23 protein-coding genes are annotated in these 26,053 nt (G+C 64.3%); 17 read left to right on the forward strand and 6 right to left on the reverse strand.

Annotated elements, in window-relative coordinates:
* The first annotated feature begins 150 nt into the window (after positions 1–150).
* The 6 genes from BLS27_RS04630 (at position 151) to BLS27_RS04655 (ending at position 7,487) form a co-directional block, all read left to right on the forward strand.
* Positions 151–1,506, forward strand: coding sequence for a M16 family metallopeptidase (locus BLS27_RS04630; protein WP_090343382.1), 1,356 nt, complete (start codon positions 151–153; stop codon positions 1,504–1,506).
* Complete coding sequence (locus tag BLS27_RS04635; RefSeq protein ID WP_090343385.1) at positions 1,499–2,995, forward strand: M16 family metallopeptidase; 1,497 nt, start codon at positions 1,499–1,501, stop codon at positions 2,993–2,995. Before BLS27_RS04630 ends, BLS27_RS04635 begins: the two co-directional genes overlap by 8 nt.
* Positions 2,995–3,597, forward strand: a complete 603-nt coding sequence (gene rsmD / locus BLS27_RS04640; protein ID WP_043208640.1) for a 16S rRNA (guanine(966)-N(2))-methyltransferase RsmD — start codon at positions 2,995–2,997, stop codon at positions 3,595–3,597. The genes BLS27_RS04635 and rsmD overlap by 1 nt, the downstream gene beginning before the upstream one ends.
* 90 nt (positions 3,598–3,687) lie before the next feature.
* Positions 3,688–5,031 (forward strand): M16 family metallopeptidase, encoded by a 1,344-nt coding sequence (locus BLS27_RS04645; protein ID WP_244155207.1) that lies wholly within the window; start codon positions 3,688–3,690, stop codon positions 5,029–5,031.
* Positions 5,028–6,434 carry a M16 family metallopeptidase gene (locus BLS27_RS04650; RefSeq protein WP_090343388.1) on the forward strand — a complete coding sequence of 469 codons (1,407 nt, stop codon included), beginning with the start codon at positions 5,028–5,030 and terminating at the stop codon, positions 6,432–6,434. Before BLS27_RS04645 ends, BLS27_RS04650 begins: the two co-directional genes overlap by 4 nt.
* Positions 6,435–6,494: 60 nt before the next feature.
* Positions 6,495–7,487 carry a hydrolase gene (locus BLS27_RS04655; RefSeq protein ID WP_043208643.1) on the forward strand — a complete coding sequence of 331 codons (993 nt, stop codon included), beginning with the start codon at positions 6,495–6,497 and terminating at the stop codon, positions 7,485–7,487.
* Positions 7,488–7,536: 49 nt separating this feature from the next.
* On the opposite strand, the gene BLS27_RS04660 is transcribed toward BLS27_RS04655, so the two are convergent.
* Both BLS27_RS04660 and BLS27_RS04665 read right to left on the reverse strand, forming a co-directional pair.
* Positions 7,537–8,391: a sulfurtransferase gene (locus tag BLS27_RS04660; RefSeq protein ID WP_090343391.1), complete on the reverse strand. Its 855-nt coding sequence runs from the start codon at positions 8,389–8,391 to the stop codon at positions 7,537–7,539.
* A gap of 35 nt (positions 8,392–8,426) precedes the next feature.
* Positions 8,427–9,092: a TetR/AcrR family transcriptional regulator gene (locus BLS27_RS04665; RefSeq protein WP_043208646.1), complete on the reverse strand. Its 666-nt coding sequence runs from the start codon at positions 9,090–9,092 to the stop codon at positions 8,427–8,429.
* 237 nt (positions 9,093–9,329) lie between these two features.
* On the opposite strand from BLS27_RS04665, the gene BLS27_RS04670 reads away from it, so the two are divergent.
* The 5 genes from BLS27_RS04670 (at position 9,330) to BLS27_RS04690 (ending at position 13,826) form a co-directional block, all read left to right on the forward strand.
* Positions 9,330–10,760, forward strand: a complete 1,431-nt coding sequence (locus BLS27_RS04670; RefSeq protein WP_090343393.1) for a coniferyl aldehyde dehydrogenase — start codon at positions 9,330–9,332, stop codon at positions 10,758–10,760.
* A gap of 13 nt (positions 10,761–10,773) precedes the next feature.
* Positions 10,774–11,259 carry a twin-arginine translocation pathway signal protein gene (locus BLS27_RS04675; protein WP_070571732.1) on the forward strand — a complete coding sequence of 162 codons (486 nt, stop codon included), beginning with the start codon at positions 10,774–10,776 and terminating at the stop codon, positions 11,257–11,259.
* A 15-nt stretch (positions 11,260–11,274) separates the two neighbouring features.
* On the forward strand, positions 11,275–12,873 hold the full coding sequence (locus tag BLS27_RS04680; RefSeq protein WP_090343396.1) for a GMC family oxidoreductase: 1,599 nt from the start codon (positions 11,275–11,277) through the stop codon (positions 12,871–12,873).
* Positions 12,874–12,985: 112 nt separating this feature from the next.
* Positions 12,986–13,465, forward strand: coding sequence for a pantetheine-phosphate adenylyltransferase (gene coaD / locus BLS27_RS04685; RefSeq protein ID WP_043208653.1), 480 nt, complete (start codon positions 12,986–12,988; stop codon positions 13,463–13,465).
* Between the two features lie 109 nt (positions 13,466–13,574).
* Positions 13,575–13,826, forward strand: a complete 252-nt coding sequence (locus BLS27_RS04690) for a YfhL family 4Fe-4S dicluster ferredoxin (protein WP_043208655.1) — start codon at positions 13,575–13,577, stop codon at positions 13,824–13,826.
* Between the two features lie 133 nt (positions 13,827–13,959).
* Here BLS27_RS04690 and mutM read toward each other — a convergent pair whose 3' ends face one another.
* Entirely contained in the window at positions 13,960–14,772 is an 813-nt protein-coding gene (gene mutM, locus BLS27_RS04695; RefSeq protein ID WP_090343398.1) for a bifunctional DNA-formamidopyrimidine glycosylase/DNA-(apurinic or apyrimidinic site) lyase, read from the reverse strand.
* Positions 14,773–14,778: 6 nt separating this feature from the next.
* Entirely contained in the window at positions 14,779–15,591 is an 813-nt protein-coding gene (locus BLS27_RS04700) for an HDOD domain-containing protein (protein WP_178113791.1), read from the reverse strand.
* 193 nt (positions 15,592–15,784) lie between these two features.
* Here BLS27_RS04700 and BLS27_RS04705 point away from each other — a divergent pair, with 193 nt between their 5' ends.
* The 3 genes from BLS27_RS04705 (at position 15,785) to ilvD (ending at position 19,835) form a co-directional block, all read left to right on the forward strand.
* Positions 15,785–16,321 carry a type 1 glutamine amidotransferase domain-containing protein gene (locus BLS27_RS04705; RefSeq protein WP_043208659.1) on the forward strand — a complete coding sequence of 179 codons (537 nt, stop codon included), beginning with the start codon at positions 15,785–15,787 and terminating at the stop codon, positions 16,319–16,321.
* 172 nt (positions 16,322–16,493) lie between these two features.
* Positions 16,494–17,690: a class I SAM-dependent rRNA methyltransferase gene (locus BLS27_RS04710; RefSeq protein WP_043208660.1), complete on the forward strand. Its 1,197-nt coding sequence runs from the start codon at positions 16,494–16,496 to the stop codon at positions 17,688–17,690.
* Between the two features lie 303 nt (positions 17,691–17,993).
* Entirely contained in the window at positions 17,994–19,835 is a 1,842-nt protein-coding gene (gene ilvD, locus BLS27_RS04715) for a dihydroxy-acid dehydratase (protein WP_070571736.1), read from the forward strand.
* Between the two features lie 90 nt (positions 19,836–19,925).
* Here ilvD and BLS27_RS04720 read toward each other — a convergent pair whose 3' ends face one another.
* Positions 19,926–20,981, reverse strand: a complete 1,056-nt coding sequence (locus BLS27_RS04720; RefSeq protein WP_043208665.1) for an HAD family hydrolase — start codon at positions 20,979–20,981, stop codon at positions 19,926–19,928.
* 245 nt (positions 20,982–21,226) lie between these two features.
* On the opposite strand from BLS27_RS04720, the gene BLS27_RS04725 reads away from it, so the two are divergent.
* Positions 21,227–22,618, forward strand: a complete 1,392-nt coding sequence (locus BLS27_RS04725; RefSeq protein ID WP_090343401.1) for an L-cystine transporter — start codon at positions 21,227–21,229, stop codon at positions 22,616–22,618.
* A gap of 105 nt (positions 22,619–22,723) precedes the next feature.
* Here BLS27_RS04725 and BLS27_RS04730 read toward each other — a convergent pair whose 3' ends face one another.
* Positions 22,724–23,239 carry a dihydrofolate reductase gene (locus BLS27_RS04730; protein ID WP_043208669.1) on the reverse strand — a complete coding sequence of 172 codons (516 nt, stop codon included), beginning with the start codon at positions 23,237–23,239 and terminating at the stop codon, positions 22,724–22,726.
* A 53-nt stretch (positions 23,240–23,292) separates the two neighbouring features.
* Here BLS27_RS04730 and BLS27_RS04735 point away from each other — a divergent pair, with 53 nt between their 5' ends.
* Complete coding sequence (locus BLS27_RS04735; protein ID WP_090343403.1) at positions 23,293–24,684, forward strand: DUF2868 domain-containing protein; 1,392 nt, start codon at positions 23,293–23,295, stop codon at positions 24,682–24,684.
* On the forward strand, positions 24,677–26,041 hold the full coding sequence (locus BLS27_RS04740; protein ID WP_043208676.1) for a GTPase/DUF3482 domain-containing protein: 1,365 nt from the start codon (positions 24,677–24,679) through the stop codon (positions 26,039–26,041). Before BLS27_RS04735 ends, BLS27_RS04740 begins: the two co-directional genes overlap by 8 nt.
* Positions 26,042–26,053: the final 12 nt, after the last annotated feature.

Consider the following 26,053-nt stretch of genomic DNA (forward strand, 5'->3'; position numbering starts at 1 on the left):
ATCCGGCTGGTTCATGCGCAATATTTTGTCGTCAGGCCCGCAGGCCAGAACGGCGACAGGCATGGTCGCCAGGCAACCGGATCAGTATCCTAGCACCTCCTGGCCCGCCGACGCTAAACCCTGCGGGCCGCCGTACAGGTTATCCAACGTATGAATGCTCTAGCCCGCCGCGCCGCTGGCCTGTTGCTCAGCACGCTCTGCCTGCCGTTCGCGGCCCTTGCCGCCGATCCGCAACCCACCCACGAGTTCATTCTCGACAATGGCCTGAAAGTGGTCGTGCGCGAAGACCATCGCGCACCGGTGGTGGTCTCGCAGATCTGGTACAAGGTCGGCTCCAGCTATGAGACGCCAGGCCAGACCGGCCTGTCCCATGCCCTCGAACACATGATGTTCAAGGGCAGTGCCAAGATCGGTCCGGGCGAAGCTTCGCGCATCCTGCGTGACCTGGGCGCAGAGGAAAACGCCTTCACCAGCGACGACTACACCGCCTACTACCAAGTGCTGGCCCGCGACCGCCTGCCGGTGGCCCTGGAGCTCGAAGCCGACCGCCTGGCGAGCCTGCGTTTGCCGGCCGATGAGTTCAGCCGCGAAATCGAAGTCATCAAGGAAGAGCGCCGCCTGCGCACGGACGACCAGCCCAATGCCAAGGCCTACGAGCTGTTTCGCGCGATGGCCTATCCGGCCAGTGGCTATCACACACCGACTATCGGCTGGATGGCCGACCTCGAGCGTATGAAGGTCGAGGAGCTGCGCCACTGGTATGAATCCTGGTACGCCCCGAACAATGCCACGCTGGTAGTCGTCGGCGATGTCACCCTCGACGAGGTCAAGGGCTTGGCGCAGAAGTACTTCGGCGCAATCCCCAAACGAGCCGTTCCTCCCGCCAAGCTGCCTCTGGAACTGGCCGAGCCCGGCCTGCGCCAGCTGACCTTGCATGTACGCACCCAGTTGCCAAGCCTGATCTACGGCTTCAACGTGCCCAGCCTGGCCACCGCCAAGGATGCGCGCGCGGTCAATGCCCTGCGACTGATCTCGGCCCTGCTCGATGGCGGCTACAGCGCGCGCATGCCGTCACGCCTTGAGCGTGGCCAGGAACTGGTGGCCGGCGCCTCGTCGGGCTACAACGCCTTCACCCGCGGTGACAGCTTGTTCATGATCTCGGCCACGCCGAACGTGCAGAAGCAGAAAACCCTGGCCGACGTCGAGAAAGGCATTTGGCAACTGCTCGACGAACTCAAGACCACCCCGCCCACCGCCGAGGAGCTCGAACGCGTGCGCGCCCAGGTGATCGCCGGGCTGGTCTACGACCGCGACTCCATCAGCAGCCAGGCCACCACCATCGGCCAGCTGGAGACCGTGGGCCTGTCCTGGAAGCTGATCGACAGCGAGCTGGACGAGCTCAAGCGCGTGACCCCGCAGGACATCCAGGACGCCGCACGCACCTATTTCACCCGCGAACGCCTGAGCGTTGCCCACGTACTGCCCGAGGAGTCCGCTCATGAGTGATCGCAGCGCCCCACGCTACACCCTGTTCGGCCTCGGGATCATCACCTTGGTCGTGGCCCTGGCCCTCGTGCTGGCCCGCCCGGCTCAGTCGGACAACGCCGCAAAGGCCCAGGACACGGCGGCGCGCCCGGCCAATACGTTGCAGTCGCTGGCCGAGCTGGACGGCAAGGCGCCCAGTCGGCGCCAACTGAACATCCAGAGCTGGAGCACCGCCGAAGGCGCGCGGGTGCTGTTCGTCGAAGCGCGTGAGCTGCCGATGTTCGACCTGCGCCTGACCTTCGCGGCCGGCAGCAGCCAGGACGGCGATGTGCCGGGGCTTGCGACCTTGACCAATGCCATGCTCAACGAAGGTGTGGCCGGTAAGGACGTGACCGCCATCGCCCAAGGCTTCGAAGGCCTGGGGGCGGACTTTGGCAACGGCTCCTACCGCGACATGGCCGTGGCCACCCTGCGCAGCCTGAGCACCCCGGACAAGCGCGAGCCAGCCCTGAAGCTGTTCGCCGAAGTGGTGGGCAAGCCAACATTCCCGGATGACGCCCTTAAGCGCATCAAGAACCAGCTGCTGGCCGGCTTCGAGTACGAAAAGCAGAACCCGGGCAAGATCGCCGGCAAGGCCCTGTTCAACCAGCTCTACGGCAACCACCCTTACGCCCATCCCAGCGATGGCAGTGCCGAAAGCATCCCTGGCATTAGCCTGGCGCAGCTGCGGGCGTTCCACGCCAAGGCCTATGCTGCCGGCAATGCCGTGATCGCCCTGGTCGGCGACCTGAGCCGGGCCGAGGCCGAAGCCATCGCCGCCCAGGTCTCCAGCGCGCTGCCCAAGGGGCCGGCGCTGGCCAAGCCTGCTCAGCCGGCCGAACCCAAGCCTGGCCTGACCCACATCGACTTCCCGTCCAAGCAGACCCACCTGATGCTGGCGCAGTTGGGCATCGACCGCCAGGATCCGGACTGGCCGGCGCTGTCCCTGGGCAACCAGATCCTCGGCGGCGGCGCTTTCGGCACACGACTGATGAGCGAAGTACGCGAGAAGCGCGGCCTGACCTACGGCGTGTACTCGGCCTTCAGCCCCATGCAGGTGCGCGGACCGTTCATGATCAATCTGCAGACTCGTGCCGAACTGAGCGAAGGCACGCTCAAGCTGGTCCAGGACATCCTCGCCGATTACCTCAAGACCGGCCCCACCCAGCAAGAGCTGGACGATGCCAAGCGCGAACTGGCCGGCAGCTTCCCGCTGTCGAACGCCAGCAACTCGAGCATCGTCGGCCAACTGGGCGCCATCGGTTTCTACAACCTGCCGCTGACCTGGCTCGAGGACTTCATGCAGCAGTCCCAGGCCTTGACCGTCGAGCAGGTCAAGGCCGCCATGAACAAGCACCTGGCGGCGGACAAGCTGGTGATCGTCACCGTCGGCCCGACCGTGGCGCAGAAACCACTGCCGCCGCCCACTGACAAACCCGCCGAGCAGCCGCTCGGCATACCGGAGCATTAATGGCCAAGCCATCGACCCCTGCCCGTCCGGGCCAGGCCCAGAGCAAGGGCCCAGGACACTTGCGCATCATCGCCGGCGAGTGGCGCAGCCGCCGCCTGACGGTCCCGGAAGGTGAAGGCCTGCGGCCGACACCGGACCGCGTCCGCGAGACCCTGTTCAACTGGTTGGCACCCTATATCGAGGGTGCTCTGGTGCTGGATGCCTTCACTGGTAGCGGCGCCCTGGTACTCGAGGCCCTGTCGCGGGGAGCCAAGGATGCCGTCGCCCTGGACAGCAACCCAGCGGCCATCGCCAACCTCAAGGACAACCTGGAAGTGCTGCGCTGCCCGCGTGGCCAGATCCTGCAGACCGATGCCCTGCGCTACCTGCAAGGCCCGGCCAAACAACAGTTCGACGTAGTGTTCCTCGATCCGCCCTTCCACCAGGACCTGCTGGCCGACACCTGCAACCTGCTTGAAGACCGCCAGTGGCTGAGCGAAAGCGCCTGGGTTTACACCGAGAGCGAAGCGGCGCCTTCCACCTTGCAGATGCCCGGCAACTGGCGCTTGCACCGGGAGAAAAAGACCGGGCAGGTGCATTACGCGCTCTGGCAACGGGGCTGAATCGACGGTCTGCCTACTTATGTAACGCAGATGGACCTTTTCTATCGCTGAAGCTGCTCCGGCTTATCGCCCATGAGGAGCACTTCAGCGATGATTTCTTCCCCAACTCCACCTAATCAGGCCCACACAGGTTGCGCCAGTCTCGACGTACTGGCATCAGCCAAGCCTGCCCCTTTGCACCATTTCAGGCTCGACAACGGCTTATCGGTCTACCTGCATGAAAACCACAGCGCCCCACTGGCAGCCGTCCAGTTGTGGTACCACATCGGCGCAAGCCACGAGCCACCGGGGCATTCGAATCTGTCGCACCTGCTCGAGCACCTGGTTTTCCAAGGTAGCAGTAAACTCCCGGCTGGACAGTACTCCCGATTGATCGCCCGCCTGGGCGGTGTGGCCAATGCCACCACCCATGACGACGCCACTTCGTTCGAGATGATCTTGCCTGCCTCCCGGCTGCCTGTTGCTCTGGAACTCATGGCCGATGCCATGAAGAACGCCACACTGGACCCGGCTGCATTCGAACAGGAAGTCAAAGCCGTTGCCGACGAACGCCGCTTCAGAGTGGACAATTCGCCGATCCAGCTGGCATTCGAACAGCACCGAATGCTCGCCCACGGGGACAACGCTTATGCCATGCCCAGCTTCGGATATTCGATCGACCTCGAAGAGATGAGCCTGGCATCGGTACGGACGTGGTATCAGACGTGGTATCAACCGAACAACGCGACCTTGGTGGTCGCGGGCGCGGTCGATCCCAAAGTCCTGCGTCACCAGGTAGAGACTTACTTCGCGGCCCTGCCACCCGCCCCCCTTGATGCCAAACCCGCTCCTCGGCACAGAGGCGTGCTTGCCGAACGCAGCCAGACGCTCGTTCAGCCCACGCTGGTGGATGGCCTGTTCATGTCGTTCAACGTCCCGAGCCAGGCCACAGCCCCTTCTCAGGAAACCGTCCTGGCGCTGCGCTTGCTCTGCCAAATTCTGGGCACTGGCTACAGTGCCCGGCTGTACAGCCAACTGGTGCGTGACAAACGCCTCCTCAAATACGCTCAACTCTCCTATGACCACCACGTGCGGGGCGACACCCTGATGACGCTCTCGAGCGCCACGGTCCCGGACAGGGCCACTGCCCAACAGGCGGCTACCGAGGTATGGCAACTGATCGACACGCTTCGAACTGCTGCACTACCAGAAACAGAGCTCGAAGGTGCAAAGCTGCGCCTGCTGGCCAGGCAGTTCTACGAGCGGGACGACCTCGCGCACCAGGCGACGCTCATTGGCCATGCGGCCGCGGCCGGCCTGGATCCGGCGCTACACGATGAAGCGCCACGAATCATCCGCGACCTCACCAGCGCCACCCTGCAACGTGTCGCCAGCGAATACCTGAGGCGGGAGCGTCTGACGACAACCTACCTGCAGCACGGAGTGCCAGCATGAACGATCTCTCTTCCACCTCGGCGAACGCCGAAACCTGCAACCCTCTTGCGCCGGACAACCTCTCCCTGACGCTGGCCAACCTCGCATCGGCGCAGGCACTGAACCTTGACCCGTTCCCGCTCGTGAAGCACGACGTACAGCATTGGCGTACGAAAGAAGGCACTCGCGTGCGTTTTCTGGCTTCCCACGAACGGCCGATGTTCGACCTGGTGCTGCGCTTCAAGGCTGGCAGCGCCCTGGACGGCGATACGCCCGGTCTGGCAGCCCTGGCCCTGTACGCGCTGGACCAAGGCACTGCCGAGCTCAACGCCACCCAATTCACCGAGCGACTGGAGGGTCTGGGCGCGGTCATGAACCGGCAGGTGACCCAAGACTGCGCGATCGTCACGCTGCGCAGCCTGAACACGCCGGACCTGCGCGCTTGCGCCTTGCGCTTGATCACCGAGATGGTCGCCCGGCCTGCCTTGCGCCCAGAAGATGTCGCCAAGATCAGCGCGCGCCTTGTCGGTGCACAGCAAAGCAGCCTCCAGCCTCTGCATGCACGGTTGTTCGACGCCACGATGGAGCAATTGCTCGCAGGTCATCCCTATGCCACCCCACTGGCCGGAACACTCGATGGGCTGGGCTCCCTGACGCCAGACGATGTACGCGCCTTCCATCGACAAGCCTACTCCGCCAACAATCTCGACATCGGCCTGGTTGGCGATCTGTCCCGTGAAGAGGCCCAAGCGCTGGTAAACGATCTTACCCAGGCACTGCCGCAGCAGTGGGCCGCCGTGCCTCCGCCAGCGCTGCCAGTATCTGCCGCTGGTCCCCTGCATCTTGAGCGTCCAGGCGCCAGCACTCAGGTGCTGCTGACACTCCCGCTGCATGTCTGGCCAAAGGACGAGGATTACCCAGCCCTGCTCATGGCCACTGAAATCCTGGGAGCGGGGTTCGAGTCCCGATTGACCGCCGAGCTGCGCACACGTCGCGCGCTGACCTACAGCATCTATGCTGTATTAGAACCGATGGATGCGGGATGCCTGTGGCAGGTGAGCTGGGATATCGCACCTGAATACCGGGATGCCTCCAGGGTCCTGGTATCGAACGTGCTTGAATGCTTCATCGCCCATGGGCCCACCCAGGCCGAGTGCGACCTGGCCCTGAACCAGCTGGCGGGCAAGCTGATGCGTGGCATGGCCGACAATGCGGTGCTGGCAAACGGGTTGGCAGCATTCAGCCATCAGGGGCTGCCAGCCAATCATCTGGCGAGCTACCAGGAGAAACTCGCAGCCTTGACACCCGAGGGCATTCGACAAGCCGCTCGGGGCTGGCTCGATATAAAAAAGGCTTTCTTCGCCACCCTTGGCCCTGCCGTCGATCAGCAGCCGTTGCCCGAGCCACCGACCATAGGCGTATAGGGCAACCCCTGAAGAGGCGCTTCATGGCAAGCTAGGCGAGCACATGACGAGTTGTCCAGCATGCCAAGTCCTATCGCCCAGTTCACGCCCGCCATCGGCCTCTCCAATCCGCATCTGCAAACCTTGTGGGGCCCGCTCTGGCGTAAAACGCCCGAGTTGCATCGCACCCGCGAGCGAATGTGGCTTTCCGACGGAGATTTTCTCGACCTCGACTGGCTTGGCCCCAATCAGGTCAACGCACCCGTGGTCCTGGTGCTCCATGGCCTGACCGGCTCGTCCCACTCGCCCTATGTCAAAGGCCTGCAGCAGGCCCTGCAGGCCCATAGCTGGGCCAGTGTCGCAGTGAACTGGCGAGGCTGCTCGGGCGAGCCCAACCTGTTGACGCGCAGCTACCACTCCGGCGCCAGCGAGGATCTGGCCGAGACCATCCGTCACTTGCGTGTCCAGCGACCCTTGGCACCGCTCTATGCGGTGGGGTATTCGCTGGGCGGCAATGTGTTGCTCAAGTATTTGGGGGAAAGCGGCTCGGCCAGCCAACTGCAAGCGGCAGTCGCAGTATCGGTACCGTTTCGCCTGGACCAAAGCGCAGACCGTATCGGGATGGGTTTCTCGAAGGTCTACCAAGCGCATTTCATGCGCGAATTGCTGGCCTATGTGCAACGAAAACAGCGGCACTTTCGCGACAACGGCCATGTGGAGCGGCTGGCCGAACTGGAACGGCTCGGGTCATTGCGCAACCTACGCAACTTCTGGGACTTCGACGGCAAGGTCACCGCGCCCCTGAACGGCTTCAGCGATGCCTACGACTACTACCGGCGCTCGTCGAGTCGCTACTACCTGGGCGAAAACCGCACCCCGACGCTGATCATCCAGTCCAGCGACGACCCTTTCGTCTTCGACCATAGCCTGCCGACTGCGAGTGAACTGGCGCGCGACACGCATCTGGAACTGCACAGCAGAGGTGGCCATGTGGGCTTCGTGGAAGGGAGCCTGCGCAATCCAGGGTATTACCTGGAGCGCAGGATTCCGCAGTGGTTGGTGCAGGGGGCTTGATCGTCGAAGGGATTGGCCTGTATCACGCCCCCGCTTTCCTCAGGTGGCGTCAATCACCGGTTGCCACACCGTGGCCAGGATCGTTGATCCACTCGCTCCACGACCCGGCGTAGAGTCTGCCTAGCGGGTACCCCGCCAATGCCAGGGCGAACAAGTTGTGGCAGGCGGTCACGCCCGATCCGCAGTAGGCCACCACCTGTTCTGGCGCCCGCCCTGCCAGTTTCTGGGCAAAACGCTGCTTGAGCTGTTCGGCCGGCAAAAAGTGTCCATCCGGCCCCAAGTTGTCGGTGAAGGCCGCGCACTGAGCCCCGGGAATATGCCCGGCCACTGGGTCGATCGGCTCGACCTCACCGCGAAAACGCGGCAGGCCACGGGCATCGATCAGAGTCATTTCTGGATTGCCCAACCCCTTGGCCAGATGCTCGGCGTCGATCACCAGTTTCATGTCCGGCGCACCGGTGAAGGTGCCCTCACGCTTGGCCGGAGGGTCCAGGCTCAGCGGCTGATGCGCGGCGTGCCAGGCCTTCAGGCCTCCGTCGAGAATCGACACCCCCTCGCGCTTGCCCAGCCAGGCCAGCAGCCACCAGGCGCGGGCAGCGAAGGCGCCCGGGCCGTCGTCGTAAAGCACCACCTGACTGTCGTTGTCCATCCCCCACTCACGCAGGCGCTCGACCAGCCGTTGCGGATCCGGCAACGGGTGACGGCCCGTCACGCCCTTGACCACCGGCCCGCTCAGGTCTCGCTCCAGATCCGCGAAGTGCGCGCCGGCGATATGCCCGAGGGCGTAGCTGCGTTGGCCGTAGTCCACATCTTCCAGGGCAAAGCGACAGTCGAGGATCACCAACCCAGGCGCGCCCAGGCGCTCGGCCAGCTGCGTTGGGGTGATCAATTGCGCAAGAGGCATGACAATCTCCTGATCGATAGCACGAAAGCCCGGGGTCACTGCTCCAGGGCCTGGTTGAACGGAACGTGGAACTCCTCGCAGAGGGCATCCACGGCGGCACGCGCGCTGGCAGTGACGAAGCCCAGTTCGAGCACCAGCACCTGGTAGACACCACGCTTGAAGGCTTCTTCTCCCAGATGCGCGGAATGTTCGCGTGTAGTACTGAGAAAACGTACCCAGGATGTCAGCACGATCCAGGCATTGATGGTCAACGATTCGACCTGCGCGGCATCCATCGCAAGAATGCCAGCATCGACGAAGCCCCGGTAGATCGCCTGGCCCTGCTGCAGGCAACGCTGGGAAAAACGGCGGTAACGGGCAGCCAGTTCCGGGTCGCTGTCGAGCAGGTGCTCGAGGTCCCGGTGCAGGAATCGGTAGTTCCACATGGCCGCCAGCAAGGCCTTGAGGTAGAAACGTTTGTCCTCGACCGTGGCGACACGCCCCTGTGGCGGACGCAGGAAGCTGTCTACCAGCTCTTCGTATTGGTTGAAGAGCACGGCGATGATCGCCTGCTTGTTGGGGAAGTGGTAGTAGAGGTTGCCGGGCGAAATTTCCATGTGCGCGGCGATGTGGTTGGTGCTGACGCTACGTTCGCCCTGTTGATTGAACAGCTCCAGGCTGTTCTGCACGATGCGCTCGCGAGTCTTCATGCGCGGGGCCATGCTCAGCTCCAGGTTCGTTGATGGTTCATCTTACGGCGTATCGACCAGGCAATGCACGGTGCTGCGGGCGCGGGGGTCCGTGGGAATGGGTTTACCTGCGAAAAGTCCGCCAGGGTGGACGGCAGGCAGACGAGTCCGCGCTGTCGGTAAATTTTCAAGACGGCACACCTTAATTGAATGTCCAGGCAACGGATTAGAGTATATGCTCTAGCCACCGAGCACCCCAGCGGAGCAGCCATGACCTCGCCGATCACTCAGCTTCCAGTGCATTCCGACCTCGACCTGCCCGCGTTGTTCGATGCCCAGCGCCAAGCCTTCGCAAACAATCCCATGCCGCCGGCGGCCCAACGTCGGCAATGGCTCCGGAGCCTGCGCGAAGCGCTGCTGCAAAACCAGCAATCGCTGATCGAGGCGATCGACCGAGACTTCGATGGCCGCAGCGCCGACGAAACCCTGCTCGCCGAGCTGATGCCGTCGATCCAAGGCCTGCGTCACGCCGAGCGTCACCTGCAACGCTGGATGAAACCTTCGCGACGCACGGTCGGCCTGGCCTTCCAACCGGCCAGCGCCCAGGTGCTTTATCAACCGCTGGGCGTGGTCGGGGTCATCGTGCCGTGGAACTACCCCTTGTTACTGGCGATCGGGCCGTTGACCTGCGCCTTGGCCGCCGGCAACCGGGTGATGCTCAAGCTCAGCGAGGCCTCACCGGCCAGCGGGAAGGCTCTCAAGACCCTGCTCGAGCGCGTGTTCCCGGCGGACTTGGTCAGCGTCGTGCTCGGCGAGGTCGAAGTCGGCCAGGCCTTCGCGCGCCTGCCTTTCGACCACCTGCTGTTCACCGGGTCCACCAGCGTGGGTCGACAAGTCATGCTGGCTGCCGCCACCAACCTCACCCCGGTGACCCTGGAACTGGGCGGCAAGTCGCCGGCCATCGTCTGCGCCAGTGTGCCGCTGGAAACCGCCGCCGAGCGCATCGCTTTCGGCAAAGGTCTCAATGCCGGCCAGACCTGCGTCGCCCCTGACTATGTGCTGGTTCCTCGCGAGCGCCTCGACGCCTTCGCCGAAGCCTACCAACGCGCCATGCGCCGTCTGTACCCGCGCATCGCCGACAACCCCGACTACAGCGCCATCATCAACACCCGGCAACTGCAACGCCTGGAGCGGCTGCTCACCGATGCCCGCGACAAGGGCGCCCGGGTGCTCGACCTGTATGCCGACGAGCCCCGCCAGGGTCGTCGCCTGCCCCCTCACGTGCTGATGGCGGTGAATGACGACATGCAGGTGATGCAGGACGAGATCTTCGGCCCCTTGCTGCCCCTGGTGCCATACGACAACCTCGATCAGGCCCTGGCCTACATCAACCAGCGCCCGAGGCCCCTGGCGCTGTACTACTTCGGCTACGACCGCGCCGAGCAGGCCCACGTGCTGCGCAACACCCATTCCGGCGGCGTGTGCCTGAACGACACGCTCTTGCATGTGGCCCAAGATGATCTTCCCTTTGGCGGCGTCGGCCCCTCGGGCATGGGCCACTACCATGGTCATGAAGGCTTCCTGACCTTCAGCAAGGCCAAGGCGGTGTTGGCCAAGCAACGCCTCAACACCGCCCGGCTGATCTACCCTCCTTATGGCAAAGCCTTGCAGCGTCTGATTTTCAAGCTGTTCATCCGTTGAGCGAGGGGATGCCATGCACCGCCGAGACCTGCTTCGGTTCAGCCTGGGTGCCAGCGTTTTCTTGAGCACTGCCAGCCTGGTCGGCTGTGCGCCGCAGACATCCGCTGCAGGTTTCTCGGTGCTACGCGAAGACGACTTGCCGATGCTGGCTGCGGTGATTCCGGTGGTGCTCGCCGGCACTCAGGCCAGCGACGCACTGGTACTGCACAGCCTGGATCACAAGCTGGCAGCGCTCTCGCCTGAAATGCTCAAACTCACCCGCCAGTTGTTCGACGTGCTCAGCCTGCCGCTGACCCGTGGACCATTGACGGGCATCTGGGGCAGTTGGGAAAACGCCAGCAGCGCCCAGGTGAACACCTTCCTGCGACGCTGGCGCGACAGTTCGCTGGACATGCTGCGCATGGGCCACGCCTCGCTGCTGCAACTGCTGCTCATGGCCTGGTACGAACGCCCCGAGGCCTGGGCGGCCTGCGGCTATCCCGGCCCACCGAAGATCTGACTAAGAGGCTTGCCCATGCCTGTCGCCGACCCGTTTCGCCAAGGCCTCGCCCGAGGCTGGATCACCTACGATGGTTCGCGTCTGGACCAGGACCTGACGCTGGAGGCCGACATCGCCGTGATTGGCAGTGGTGCTGGCGGCGCCACCAGCGCAGAGCTGCTCAGCGCCGCAGGCTTCAAGGTGCTGTTGATCGAGGAAGGCCCGCTCAAGACCAGCAGCGATTTCCACCTGCAGGAAAACGAGGCCTACGCCCAGTTGTACCAGGAAGGGCTCGGGCGCATGAGCAAGGATGGCGCCATCACCATCCTCCAAGGGCGCGCCGTGGGCGGTACCACCTTGGTCAACTGGACCTCCAGTTTCCGCACCCCTGAGCAAACCCTCGAGCACTGGGCCCGGGAGCACGGCGTCAAAGGGCTCGCCAGCGAAGACCTGCGCCCTTGGTTCGAGCGTATCGAGCAACGCCTGGGCATCAGCCCCTGGGCCCTGCCGCCTAACCCCAACAACGACGTGCTGCGCCGGGGCTGCGAAGTGCTCGGCTACCGCTGGGCAGTGATTCCGCGCAATGTGCGCGGCTGCTGGAATTTGGGCTACTGCGGCATGGGTTGCCCGGTCAACGCCAAGCAATCGATGCTGGTGACCAGCATTCCCACCACCCTCGACAACCACGGCGAGCTGCTCTATCTGGCCCGTGCGCAGCGATTCGAACATGACGGCAGGCGCATCACCCAACTGCTGTGCCAGGCCCTGGACCGCCGGGCCGTGGAGCCGACCGGGTACCAGGTACGGATCCGCGCACGGCATTATGTACTGGCTGGCGGCGGCATCAACAGCCCAGCCCTGCTGCTGCGCTCCGAGGCGCCCGACCCGCACCGACGGCTGGGCAAGCGCACCTTCCTGCACCTGGTCAATTTCAGCGCGGCCTTGTTCGATGAGCGCATCGATCCGTTCTATGGCGCGCCTCAGTCCATCTACAGCGACCAATTCCAGTGGCGCGACGGCGTCGATGGGCCGATCGGCTTCAAACTCGAAGTGCCCCCGCTGCATCCGGCGCTGGCAAGCACGCTGCTGGGCGCCCATGGCCAAGAAAGCGCCCGGCGCATGGCCGCGTTGCCACATACCCATGTCATGCTGGCGTTGCTGCGCGATGGTTTCCACCCCGAGAGCCAGGGCGGCCAGGTGGAGCTGCGCGGCGACGGCTCGCCGGTGCTCGATTATCCCATCACCGACTACTTGCGCGATGGCCTGCGCCGGGCCTACTTGAGCATGGCGCGCATCCAGTTCGCCGCCGGCGCTACCCAAGTGATACCGGTGCACAGCGATGCCCGCTACACCACAGACCTGCCCCAGGCGCAGGCGTTGATCGACGAATTGCGCCTGGAGCCGTTTCGCACGCGCCTGGGCAGTGCCCACGTAATGGGCGGCTGCGCCCTTGGCGAGGATCCACGCCAGGCGGTGTGCGACAGCCTGGGGCGGCACCACCAGTTGGAGAACCTGTCGATCCACGACGGCTCGCTGTTCCCCACCAGTATTGGCGCCAACCCGCAACTGTCGGTCTACGCCCTCGCCGCCCGGCTCAGCGACGCCCTGGCCACCCGCCTGGCACGGGGCGCATGACAACGAACGGCCTGGCTGTCTATAGTGCCCTCATTCGGCCGTGCGACTTGGCCGGGCAGCAGTCGCTGCGCTACCATCCGACTCCCCAACGCACTCCAGCCAGGATGACGCGATGAACCGAGTGTTGTACCCGGGTACTTTCGACCCCATTACCAAAGGCCACGGCGATCTGGTCGAGCGCGCCTCGCGTCTGTTCGATCACGTGATCATCGCAGTCGCCGCCAGCCCGAAGAAAAACCCGCTGTTCCCGCTGGAGCAACGCGTGGAGCTGGCCCGTGAGGTCACCAAGCACCTGCCCAATGTCGAGGTCATCGGTTTCTCGAGCCTGCTGGCGCATTTCGCCAAGGAGCAAGGTGCCAATGTCTTCCTGCGCGGCCTGCGTGCAGTCTCGGACTTCGAGTACGAGTTCCAGCTGGCCAACATGAACCGGCAACTGGCGCCGGACGTCGAAAGCCTGTTCCTGACGCCGTCGGAGCGCTACTCGTTCATTTCCTCGACCCTGGTCCGGGAAATCGCCGCCCTGGGTGGCGACATCAGCAAATTCGTCCACCCGGTGGTCGCCGAGGCGCTGACCCTACGCTTCAAGAAGTGACACCCACCGCCTGATCATCGCGCCAGCGTGCACTGCGGGCGCGAATGCGGCACAATTGTGCCCACTGGTTTGATACATGCCCGGGCCAATAGCCCCGGCCGGAGCCCCCATGTCCCTGATCATCACCGACGATTGCATCAACTGCGACGTCTGCGAACCCGAGTGCCCGAACGCCGCTATCTCCCAAGGCGAAGAGATCTATGTGATCGACCCGAACCTGTGCACCCAGTGCGTAGGTCATTACGACGAGCCGCAGTGCCAGCAGGTCTGCCCGGTCGACTGCATCCCTCTGGATGAAGCTCACCCGGAGACCCACGACGAGCTGATGGAAAAGTACAAGCGGATCACCGGCAAGGCTTGAAGCGCTCGGCAAGGGTTTCGCACTTCTTCGCGGGTGAACCCGCACCCACAGATTCTGCGGTGCTCTTAAGACCACCAGTAACCTGTGGCGACGGGTTTACCCGCGAAGGCCCATGAGGCGATCCCAATCATGATCAGCGCTGGCAGCGCGGGCAGTACACGCTGGCCCGCTGCCCCAGCTTCACTTCCCTGAGCGTCGTGCCGCAGACCTTGCATGGCTGTTCCCCGCGCCCATACACGAACAACTCCTGCTGGAAGTATCCCGGCTGCCCGTCGCCTCCGATGAAGTCGCGCAGCGTCGTGCCGCCCTGCTCGATCGCCGCTGCCAGCACCCGCTTGATCTCGATCGCCAGCCTCACATAACGCGCCCGAGAGACGCCGCCGGCCTCGCGCCGCGGGTCGATGCCGGCCGCGAACAGCGCCTCGGTAGCGTAGATGTTACCCACCCCCACCACCACGGCGTTATCCATGATGAACGGCTTGATCGCCATGCTCCGCCCGCGGGATAACTGGAACAACCGCTCGCCATCGAACAGGTCGGTCAGCGGCTCCGGCCCCAGACGCATGAGCAACTCATGATTGAACGGGTCCAGGCTCCAAAGCATCGCGCCGAAACGACGCGGGTCGGTGTAGCGCAGGGCTAGCCCCGATTCCAGTTCGATGTCTACGTGCTCGTGCTTGCCCACCGGCAAGCCCTGCTCCACCAGGCGCAGGTTGCCCGACATGCCCAGGTGGCTGATCAAGGTGCCGACCTCGGCATTGATCAACAGGTATTTGGCGCGCCGCTCAACGGTGAGGATGCGCTGCCCGGAAAGACGCACATCCAGGTCCTCAGGGATCGGCCAGCGCAGGCGCCGGTCACGCACCACCACGCGGCTGACCCGCTGACCTTCCAGGTAAGGCGCGATACCGCGCCGGGTAGTCTCGACTTCAGGTAGTTCCGGCATGGTCTTTCAGTGTCCGCCCAATTCGCGAATGGTTTGCTTGAGGTGCTCGAAGTCGTACTCCGACAGGCCGATGTAGTCGAGCACCAAGGGCCCGACCACCTGCCACTCATGGTCTTCGGCCTGGTTGCCCAGTACCCGGTAAGAGGCGCAGATGTGCTCGGCCATCTTCAGCACCGCGAGCAGGTTCTTCAGTCGAGTATCGCCCGAAGCGTCGTCGCGAAACACTGCCAGGGCATTGTGATGATTGGCGATGGCCGCCGTGATGTGCTCCGGCAGGCGCCAGGACTTGGCGGTGTAGTAACCCACCACCGAATGGTTGGTGTTGAACATGCGGTTTTCGGTGTCCACCACCCGCGTCTGCTCGCTGGCCTGGGCATAGGCGGTTTCCAGCACGCTCATGTAGTCGGGGAAGCGCTTGAGCATCAGCGGCACGCCGCAATCATGGAACAAGCCCAGGGTATAGGCCTCGTCCACGGCCGGGATGTCGGTGTGCCTGGCCAGGGTCAGGCAGGTCATGGCCACGTCCTGGGCGGTGTCCCAGAAGCGATTGAGCGTGACGATGGTTTCATCGCTCATCTCGCCCTTGATCGACAAGGCGTTGATCAGGTTGATGATCGAACCGCTGCCCAACAGCGCCACGGCGCGCTGGATCGAACCGACCTTGTCGGCCAGCCCGAAGTGCGGGGAATTCACCAGTTTGAGCAAGGCCCCCGAGAGCCCCGGATCCTGGGCGATCAGCCGGCAGATGGTGTCCAGGTCCGGGTCTGGCATGTACTGCTCGAACTGCAGATCGACCATGATCTGCGGTTGCGGCGCGATGCTGATTCCTTGCAGGACCTGCTGGATCTGTTCGGGGCTGAGTTCCTGGGACATGGTGCACACATACATTGAGGACGGCGAATTCTACCGTCCTCCGCCCGGCAGGGCACCCACCACTGGCGCACTGCGCCGGAACTTTCCCCCACGCCACTGGCCTGCACTCTCAAGACCCACCCTCAAAGGAGAACCTCCCATGAGTGCAATACTGAACGGCAAGCGCGTGGCTTTCTTGGTCACCGATGGCTTCGAGCAGGTGGAATTGACCGGCCCACGCGAGGCCTTGGAACGCAACGGCGCGGTGGTCGATATCCTGAGCGACAAGGAAGGCACGGTGCGCGGCTGGAACCATGACAAGCCCGCTGATGAGTTCGCCGTGGACGCCACCTTCGAAGGCGCCAGCCTGGACCTGTACGACGCCCTGGTGCTGCCAGGCGGGGTGCAGAACTCCGATACCATCCGGATCATCCCGGCTGCCCAGAAGCTGGTGAAAAGCCATGATTCGGCCCGCAGGCCGCTCGCCGTGATCTGCCATGGCGCCTGGCTGCTGGTCTCTTGTGGCCTGGCCAAGGGGCGCCGGTTGACCAGTTACAAGACCCTGCAGGACGACATCCGCAACGCTGGCGGCGAGTGGGTCGACGAAGAAGTGGTGGTCGATGGCAACCTGATCACCAGCCGCAAGCCCGACGACATTCCGGCATTCAGCGAACAGCTGGTCAAGGCGCTGGCCTGAGACGCGGGCAACCCCGTACCCACAGGCTAAGCGGTGTCGCTGGGCACCACTGAACCCTGTGGGAGGGGTTGACCCGAAAAAGCGCTTGTCCGGGCAGCGGAAAACCGACGGGGCAACGCTCAGCGTATGGCCAACACGCTATAATCCCGCTCTTTTTTCCCGGAGCGACGTCATGTCCCTGCCCAGCCTTCGCCTCAAAGCCAATGCCGACCGCCGCCTGCGCGCCGGCCACCTGTGGGTCTACAGCAATGAAGTCGATGTTGCCGCAACCCCGCTGCAAGGCCTGAAGGCCGGTCAGCAGGCCATCCTCGAAGCCGCCAACGGCAAGCCCTTGGGCGTGGTGGCCATGAGCCCGAACAACCTCATCTGCGCACGGCTGCTGTCCCGTGACGCCAAGCTGCCCCTGGACAAGTCGCTGCTGGTTCACCGCCTCAATGTGGCCCTTTCCCTGCGCGAGCGTCTGTTCGACCAGCCCTGCTACCGCCTGGTCTACGGCGATTCCGACCTGCTGCCGGGCCTGGTGGTGGACCGCTTCTACGACATGCTGGTGGTCCAACTGGCCTCGGCCACCATGGAGGCGCACAAGGACGATGTGATCGCCGCCTTGGTGCAGGTGCTCAAGCCCAGCGGCATCCTGTTCAAGAACGACTCCGCCGCCCGTGATGCCGAAGGTCTGGAACGTTATGTCGAGACGGTCTACGGGGAAGTCCCGGACTGGGTCCCGCTACAGGAGAACGGCGTGAAGTTCGAAGCGCCTGTGCGTGATGGCCAGAAGACCGGCTGGTTCTACGACCATCGCATGAACCGCGCGCGCCTGGCCCCCTACGTCAAGGGCAAGCGTGTACTGGACCTGTTCAGCTACATCGGTGGCTGGGGCGTGCAGGCCGGTGTGTTCGGCGCCAGCGAAGTGTTCTGCGTCGATGCCTCGGGCTTCGCCCTCGACGGCGTCGAGCGCAACGCAGCGCTCAACGGTATCAGCGAGAAGCTGACCTGCATCGAAGGCGACGTGTTCGAGGCCCTGCGCGAGCTCAAGGCCGCCGAGGAACGCTTCGACGTGATCATTGCCGACCCACCCGCCTTCATCAAACGCAAGAAGGACCTGAAAAACGGCGAGGCTGCCTATCGTCGCCTGAACGAGCAAGCCATGCGCATGCTCACCAAGGATGGCATCCTGGTCAGCGCCTCCTGCTCGATGCACCTGCCCGAGGACGACCTGCACAACATCCTGCTGACCAGCGCCCGCCACCTGGACCGCAACCTGCAGTTGCTCGAGCGCGGCGGCCAAGGCCCAGACCACCCCGTGCACCCAGCGATCCCCGAGACCCGCTACATCAAGAGCATCACCTGCCGCCTGCTGCCCAACAGCTGACCGTTGCAAGCTGCAAGAGGGTAGCCTCACCGCACCCGTCTTGCAGCTTGTAGTTCCAAGCTCGTAGCTCCAAGCTCAAAACGTACCACCTGTACCTGAACCATTCCCTCGCCGCGCCAGCGGTGTAGAATCGGCCTATTCATCGCCAGACATCCCCGGCGGGTTTATGAGCTCTGGTCGAGCACACGGCGATCCCGTGACGCTTTCGGCCTCATCCGTGCCAGCGGCAACCGGCCTTCGGCGCAAAGGAAAGACAAGCTCACTCCCCATTTTGTGACCTGATTAAGCCGCCAGGAGTGCTTCATGCCTGATTATCGTTCCAAGACTTCCACCCAGGGCCGCAACATGGCCGGCGCTCGTGCCCTGTGGCGCGCCACCGGGATGAAGGACGAAGACTTCAAGAAACCGATCATCGCCATCGCCAACTCGTTCACCCAGTTCGTCCCAGGCCACGTGCACCTGAAGGACCTGGGCCAGCTGGTCGCCCGCGAAATCGAACGCGCCGGAGGCGTGGCCAAGGAATTCAACACCATCGCGGTCGACGACGGCATCGCCATGGGCCATGACGGCATGCTGTACTCCCTGCCGAGCCGCGAGATCATCGCCGACGCCGTGGAATACATGGTCAATGCCCACTGCGCCGACGCCATCGTGTGCATCTCCAACTGCGACAAGATCACCCCCGGCATGCTGATGGCCGCCCTGCGCCTGAACATCCCGGTGATCTTCGTCTCCGGTGGCCCGATGGAAGCCGGCAAGACCAAGCTGGCCAGCCATGGCCTGGATCTGGTCGACGCCATGGTCATCGCCGCCGACTCCAGCGCCAGCGACGAGAAAGTCGCCGAGTACGAGCGTAGCGCCTGCCCGACCTGCGGTTCGTGCTCCGGCATGTTCACCGCCAACTCGATGAACTGCCTGACCGAAGCCCTGGGCCTCGCCCTGCCGGGCAACGGCTCCACCCTGGCCACCCACGCCGACCGCGAACAGCTGTTCCTGACCGCTGGCCGCACCATCGTCGAGCTGTGCAAACGCTACTACGGCGAGAACGACACGTCCGTCCTGCCGCGCAGCATCGCCAGCTTCAAGGCGTTCGAGAACGCCATGACCCTGGACATCGCCATGGGCGGCTCGACCAACACCATCCTGCACCTGCTGGCCGCCGCCCAGGAAGCGGAGGTGGACTTCGACCTGCGCGACATCGATCGCCTGTCGCGTAAAGTCCCGCAGTTGTGCAAGGTGGCGCCGAACATCCAGAAGTACCACATGGAAGACGTGCACCGCGCCGGCGGCATCATCAGCATCCTCGGCGAACTGGCCCGCGGCGGCCTGCTGCACACCGACCTGCCGACCGTGCACAGCCGCAGCATGGAAGAAGCCATCGCCAAGTGGGACATCACCCAAACCGATGACGAAGCGGTACACACCTTCTTCAAGGCAGGCCCTGCCGGCATCCCGACCCAGACCGCCTTCAGCCAATCGACCCGTTGGGACACCCTGGACGCCGACCGCGCCGAAGGCTGCATCCGCAGCGTCGAGCACGCCTACTCCCAGGAAGGTGGCCTGGCGGTGCTGTACGGCAACATTGCCCTGGACGGCTGCGTGGTGAAGACCGCCGGTGTCGACGACTCGATCCTGGTGTTCGAAGGCAACGCGAAGATCTTCGAAAGCCAGGACAGCGCCGTGCGCGGCATCCTGGCCGACGAAGTGAAGGCCGGCGATGTGGTGATCATTCGCTATGAAGGCCCCAAAGGCGGTCCGGGCATGCAGGAGATGCTGTACCCGACTTCGTACCTCAAGTCCAAGGGCCTGGGCAAAGCGTGCGCCCTGCTCACCGACGGCCGCTTCTCTGGCGGCACCTCGGGCCTGTCGATCGGCCACGCCTCGCCGGAAGCCGCTGCAGGCGGCGCCATCGGCCTGGTGCGCGACGGCGACAAGATCCTCATCGACATCCCTAACCGCACCATCAACCTGTTGGTCAGCGACGAGGAACTGGCGCACCGTCGCATCGAGCAGGACAAGAAAGGCTGGAAGCCTGCCGAAGCCCGCCCACGCAAGGTGACCACCGCCTTGAAGGCCTACGCCCTGCTGGCCACCAGCGCCGATAAAGGCGCTGTGCGCAACAAGGCGATGCTCGAAGGGCTTTAAGGCCTGAAGGCATAAAAAAACCGGCGCCCCGTGCGCCGGTTTTTTTGTGGGAGCGGGTTTAACCGCGAATCCAATCAAGCAACACAGGAGCTACTGAATCTGCTCCGGCGTCACGATCACCCAGTTCTTGTCCGCCGTCACCGGCAGCCCTTCCTTGGCCTGGGCCGCTGCGTTCTTGGCGATCATCCCGTTCATCTGGTCCATGTACTTGGCCTTGCGGTTGACCCATAGATGGATGCCGCCCTTGTTCACATCGACGCTGTGAAACTGCATGTAGCCATCGCTGGTGGGGGTGTCGCCGCCGACCAGCACGGGCTTTTTCCATTCGTCGATGTAGGTGAGGATGGCGGCCTGTTTACCTGCCATCCAGGTGGCCGGAGTCCACAGGTAGGGTGTCAGCTCCAGCTCCTGATTGGCCTTGGCGTCGTAGTTGCCTTCGCTGATCTGCTTGCGAGGCGTGGTCAACTGCCCGGTGGTGCGGTTCTTTAGCAACAGACTGACGCCAATCACGTTTTGCGGTTTGACGTTGTAGCCGTACTTGGGGTCCGAGGCGACCATGCGCACCAAGTCCTCGGACGCTGCGGAGATCACGTACACGTCGATCCCGTTTTCCATCAGCTTGTTGTACAGCTCTGTCTGCCCGGTGAAGACCTTCGGCGGCTGCACCTCCATCTGCTTGACCTGGTCGCCGTCGTAATAGGTGGTCGGGATCGGCTTGCCGGAGGCCATCAGCTCATCGACTTGCACCTTCAGTTCCTTGAGGGTGAAGCCTGAAAACACCTGGGCCACCCAGGGATAGCAGACCATGTCGTCGATTTCGCAGAGGCGGTAGTAGTAACTGAACAGGCTCTCCTTGTGATCAGCGGTGTCCTTGAACGGGATCAGCTTCAGGGAGGGGTCGAGCTTGTCGCGGGTGATCAGCCCTTTGTTTTCCATGAACGGCAGCAGGGACTCTTCCAGGTCGAAGCGGTAACTGGTGTTGTCCATGTCGAACACCGCGTAGTTACCTTTGTTGGCATTGGCGGCGATCATGCTGTCCAACTGCTTGGCGGCCTCTGCGGGCCAGTGCTTGAGCTCGGTGGCCCAGGTCTCGACGCTCAGCAGCAGGGCCAGGCCCGCCGCGAGTACTTTCGGAGCAGACTTCATTGCAAGTTCTCCTGAACAGTGGACCTGCAACGCTAGACAAACCCCCGCCACTACAAGGGCCCGACAGCGACGTCGAACCTTCTCCACGCGCCACGTGATGTTCCAGGTGCGACGCCTTTATATTCCAGAAACGACTAAGCACATTCGATTTGGGTATAAATTCGTTTGTTTTCAGGCTGTTAGCATTTGCGTTCGCAATCGCTCAATCAGAGGCGATGCCTCTTGTGCTTTACCCTGGAGCTTCAATGAACCTGCCGTTGTCACTCAACCTGCTGGCCTTCGTGGTCTTGTTACTGGGCCTTTCGCAAACCCGCCGTACCGACTGGAGCCTGGCCCGGAAAGTCCTGCTCGGCCTGGTGCTGGGCGTATCGTTCGGTCTGGTGCTACACACGCTCTATGGCGCGGGCCATCCGGTACTCAAGGCGACGATCGCCTGGCTCGACCTGGTCGGCAACGGTTACGTGGGCCTGTTGCAGATGATCGTGATGCCGCTGATCTTCGCCTCGATCCTCAGCGCCGTGGCTCGCCTGCACAACGCATCGTCCCTGGGCCGGATCAGCGTGCTGAGCATCGGCATCCTGTTGCTGACCACCGCGATCGCGGCGCTGATCGGCATCACCCTGACCAACCTCTTCGGCCTGAGCGCCGACGGCCTGGTGGCCGGCGCCCAGGAAACCGCGCGGCTGCAAACCATCCACAGCGACTACGCGGGCAAGGTCGCCGACCTCAACATCCCGCAATTGCTGCTGTCGTTCATCCCCACCAACCCGGTGGGTGACCTGGCGCGGGCCAAGCCGACCTCGATCATCAGCGTGGTCATCTTCGCTGTGTTCCTGGGCCTGGCTGCCTTGCAACTGATCAAGGACGACGCCGACAAGGGCAACCGCGCCTTGGCGGCCATCGATACCCTGCAGGCCTGGGTGATGCGCCTGGTGCGCCTGGTGATGAAGCTCACTCCCTACGGCGTGCTGGCGCTGATGGCCAAGGTGGTCGCCGGCTCCAACCTCGAGGACATCCTCAAGCTGGGCAGCTTCGTGGTGGTGTCGTACCTGGGCCTGGGCCTGATGTTCGTGGTGCATGGCGTGATCCTGGCCGCGACCGGCGTCAGCCCGCTGCGCTTTCTGCGCAAGGTCTGGCCCGTGCTCACCTTCGCCTTCACCAGCCGCTCGAGCGCAGCGAGCATCCCGCTGAACATCGAAGCGCAGACCCGGCGCCTGGGCGTTCCGCCGTCCATCGCCAGCTTCAGCGCCTCGTTCGGCGCCACCATCGGCCAGAACGGCTGTGCCGGCCTGTACCCGGCCATGCTGGCGGTGATGGTCGCGCCTGCGGTGGGCATCGATACCTTCGACCCACTGTGGATCGCCACCTTGGTGGCCATCGTCACCCTCAGCTCGGCAGGTGTAGCCGGTGTGGGCGGCGGCGCGACCTTCGCTGCGCTGATCGTGCTGCCCGCCATGGGCCTGCCGGTGGAGCTGGTCGCGTTGCTGATTTCCGTGGAGCCGCTGATCGACATGGGTCGCACTGCATTGAACGTGAACGGCTCCATGACGGCAGGCGTAGTCACCAGCCAGTTGCTCAAGCAGACCGACCAGCAGGTGCTGGCCGATGATGCCCATGCCGAGCTGAGCCATTCCTAGCTCCGTGGCGACTGCTTCGCGGGTAAATCTGCGCCCACAGGGTTGGTGGTGATCCTTGCGGGAGCGGGTTCACCCGCGAAGGGCTGCAAAGCAGCCCCGGTAGTTTCAAACCTTGTCCCACACCTCGAAGTGATACGCAGGCTTGCCTTCCTCGGCCTGCGGCTCACTCGACACCAAGCGCCAGTGAGCCTTGTCGAACTCAGGGAACCACGCATCCCCCTCCGGCGATAGCTCCACCCGGGTCAGGTACATGCGGCTGACCAAGCCCTTCTCCAGCGCTTGCCCGTACAACTGCGCCCCGCCGATCAACATAAGCTCGCCGACGCCCTGTTCCCGCGCCCACTGCTCGGCCCGTACCCGAGCTGCCTCCAGCGAGGGAAACACCTCGGCGCCCTGCAATTGCAGGCCCGGCTGGCGGCTGACCACGATGTTCAGGCGCCCCGGCAAGGGGCGGCCCAGCGAATCCCAGGTCTTGCGCCCCATGATGATGGGCTTGCCCAGGGTGGTGGCCTTGAAGTACTTGAAGTCCCCCGGCAGGTGCCAGGGCATGGTGTTGTCGATGCCGATCACACGGTTCTCGGCGAGTGCCGCGATCAGGCTGAGGGGGAGTGATGTATTCATGGTGGCGAGGATAGCACCCGACGCCTGGGTTATGCTTTGCCCTGACTTGTGCAATGGAAGAGCTCGTGACTGCACCCACCCTATTCGACAAACGCTGGCTTACCGAAGCGGTGCGCCTGCGCGAGGAACAGGCCGGCCCCCTGGAGGATCAGGAAGCCAACCGCCGCGCCCGCCAACAAGGTGGCGACCTGGCGGCGCGCATCGAAACGCGCGCGCTGTGGCTGGCCGAACGCGATGGTATGACCCACGCCCTGCGCCATTGGAAACAGGGCGCGCGCCTGGCCCTGCTGGCCCTGATGGTACTGGCCGTTCTCAGCGGCGCCGGCCTGGGGCTGGCGGCCCTGGGCGACGGGCAGCGCCCGGTGAATGTGTTCTGGGCCCTGGGCAGCCTGCTGGGGCTGAACCTGCTGATGCTGCTGGGATGGGCCGCCGGGCTGTTGCTGGCCGGCGAGCACGACACAGGCCTTGGCCGTCTGTGGCTATGGCTCAGCGAACGACTGGCCCGCGATGCGCAGGCCGCGCACCTGGCCCCCGCCTTGCTGGTGATGCTACAACGCCAACGGCTCAACCGCTGGCTGCTCGGCGCGCTGGTGCATGGCCTGTGGCTGCTGGCAATGGTCGCCGCAGTGGGCATGCTTCTGGCGTTGCTGGCCACCCGGCGCTACGGCTTCGTCTGGGAAACCACCCTGCTCGCCGCAGAACCGTTCATCCATCTGACCCAGACCCTCGGCGCTCTGCCTTCGTTACTGGGCTTCGCGGTGCCCGATGAAGCCCTGATCCGCGCCAGCGGCGACACCCTGCCCGCGCTCGACCTGGCACGCCAGGCCTGGGCCAGCTGGTTGCTTGGCGTGGTGCTGGTGTACGGCTTGCTGCCGCGCCTGTTGCTCGCCCTGCTCTGCCTGTGGCACTGGCATCAGGGTCGCGCGCGTTTGAAGCTGGACCTGAACCTGCCCGGCTACAGCCACCTGCGCGATGTGTTGATGCCCAGCAGCGAACGGCTCGGCGTGCAGGACGCCGCGCCTCACGCCCTGCCCGAGTTCCGGGCCGGCCAATTGGGCGTTCAGGATGGCGGCGCCCTGCTGGTCGGCCTGGAGCTGGATGACCAGCGTCCTTGGCCACCCATTCTGCCCAAGACCGTGGCCAACGCGGGCGTGCTGGACAGCCGCGAATCGCGCAACAAGCTGCTGGAGCAACTGAGCCGCTTCCCGCCAGCCCGCCTGGCCATCGCCTGCGACCCCCGTCGCTCGCCTGACCGTGGCAGCCTCGCACTGCTGGCCGAACTGGCACGTAACGCAGGGGCCACACGCATCTGGCTGCTCCAGGCCCTCCCAGGCGAGCCGCTGGACGCCGATCGCCTGGGTGATTGGCATGACGCCCTGGATCGCCTCGGCCTGCCCCACGCCGACACCTCGCCCATGACCTGGTTGGAGCACGGCCATGACTGAGCCCCTGAAGCTGGCCGTGGTCGGCCACACCAACGTCGGCAAGACCTCCCTGCTGCGCACCCTGACCCGTGACGTCAGCTTCGGCGAGGTCTCCCACCGGCCCAGCACCACCCGTCACGTGGAGGGCGCGCGGCTGTCGGTGGACGGCGAGCCGCTGCTGGAGCTGTACGACACGCCCGGCCTGGAAGATGCCATCGCCCTGCTCGATTACTTGGAACGCCTGGAACGCCCCGGCGAACGCCTGGACGGCCCGGCACGGCTGGAGCGGTTTCTCCAGGGCAGCGAGGCGCGCCAGCGTTTCGAACAGGAAGCCAAGGTCCTGCGCCAACTGCTGGCGAGCGATGCCGGGCTCTATGTGATCGATGCCCGCGAGCCGGTGCTGGCCAAGTACCGCGATGAGCTGGAAGTCCTGGCCAGTTGCGGCAAGCCCTTGCTGCCCGTGCTCAACTTCGTCGCCAGCCAGCAACATCGCGAGCCGCAGTGGCGCGAAGCCCTCGCCCGTCTTGGCCTGCACGCCTTGGTGCGCTTCGACAGCGTGGCGCCGCCCGAGGATGGCGAACGGCGCCTGTACGAGAGCCTGGCCCTGCTGCTCGAGGACGCCCGCCCCGCCCTGCAACGCTTGATCGACGACCAGCAAGCCCAGCGCAAGGCACGCCAGCAAAGTGCCAAGCGCTTGATCGCCGAGTTGCTGCTCGACTGCGCCGCCTGCCGACGCAGCGTCGAGGCCGAACCTGCCGCCGAAGCCCAAGCCATCGAAACCCTGCGTCATGAGGTGCGTCAACGCGAGCAACGCTGCGTCGAAGCACTGCTCAAGCTCTATGCCTTCCGTCGCGACGACGCCCATGCCGGTGACCTGCCCTTGCTCGATGGGCGCTGGGGGGATGACCTGTTCAACCCGGAGACTTTGAAGCTGCTCGGCGTGCGCCTGGGCAGCGGCGTGGCGGCCGGGGCTGCCGCCGGGGCTGGCGTGGACCTGCTGGTGGGTGGCCTGACCCTGGGTGCCGCCGCCCTGGCCGGGGCCATTGCCGGTGGCGCACTGCAAACGGCGCGCAACTATGGGTCGCGCCTGATGGGCAAGCTCAAAGGCCAGCGCGAACTGACCGTGGACGACACAGTGCTGCGCCTGCTGGCGCTGCGCCAACAACAGCTGATGGTAGCGCTCGACAGCCGCGGACATGCCGCGCAAGACAGCATCCGCCTAAGCGAGCCGGATGAAAAAGCCTGGCGTGAGGGCAAGCTGCCCGAGGCCCTCAAGCGCGCCCGGGCGCACCCCCAGTGGTCGACGCTCAACCCTGGCGCGCGAGTCAATCAGGCCGAGCGGCAGGAGCAACTCGAAGCCCTGGTGAACGACTTGTAGATCCCTTCGCGG

The sequence above is a fragment of the Pseudomonas guariconensis genome, assembly GCF_900102675.1.
Taxonomy (GTDB): Bacteria; Pseudomonadota; Gammaproteobacteria; order Pseudomonadales; family Pseudomonadaceae; genus Aquipseudomonas; species Aquipseudomonas guariconensis.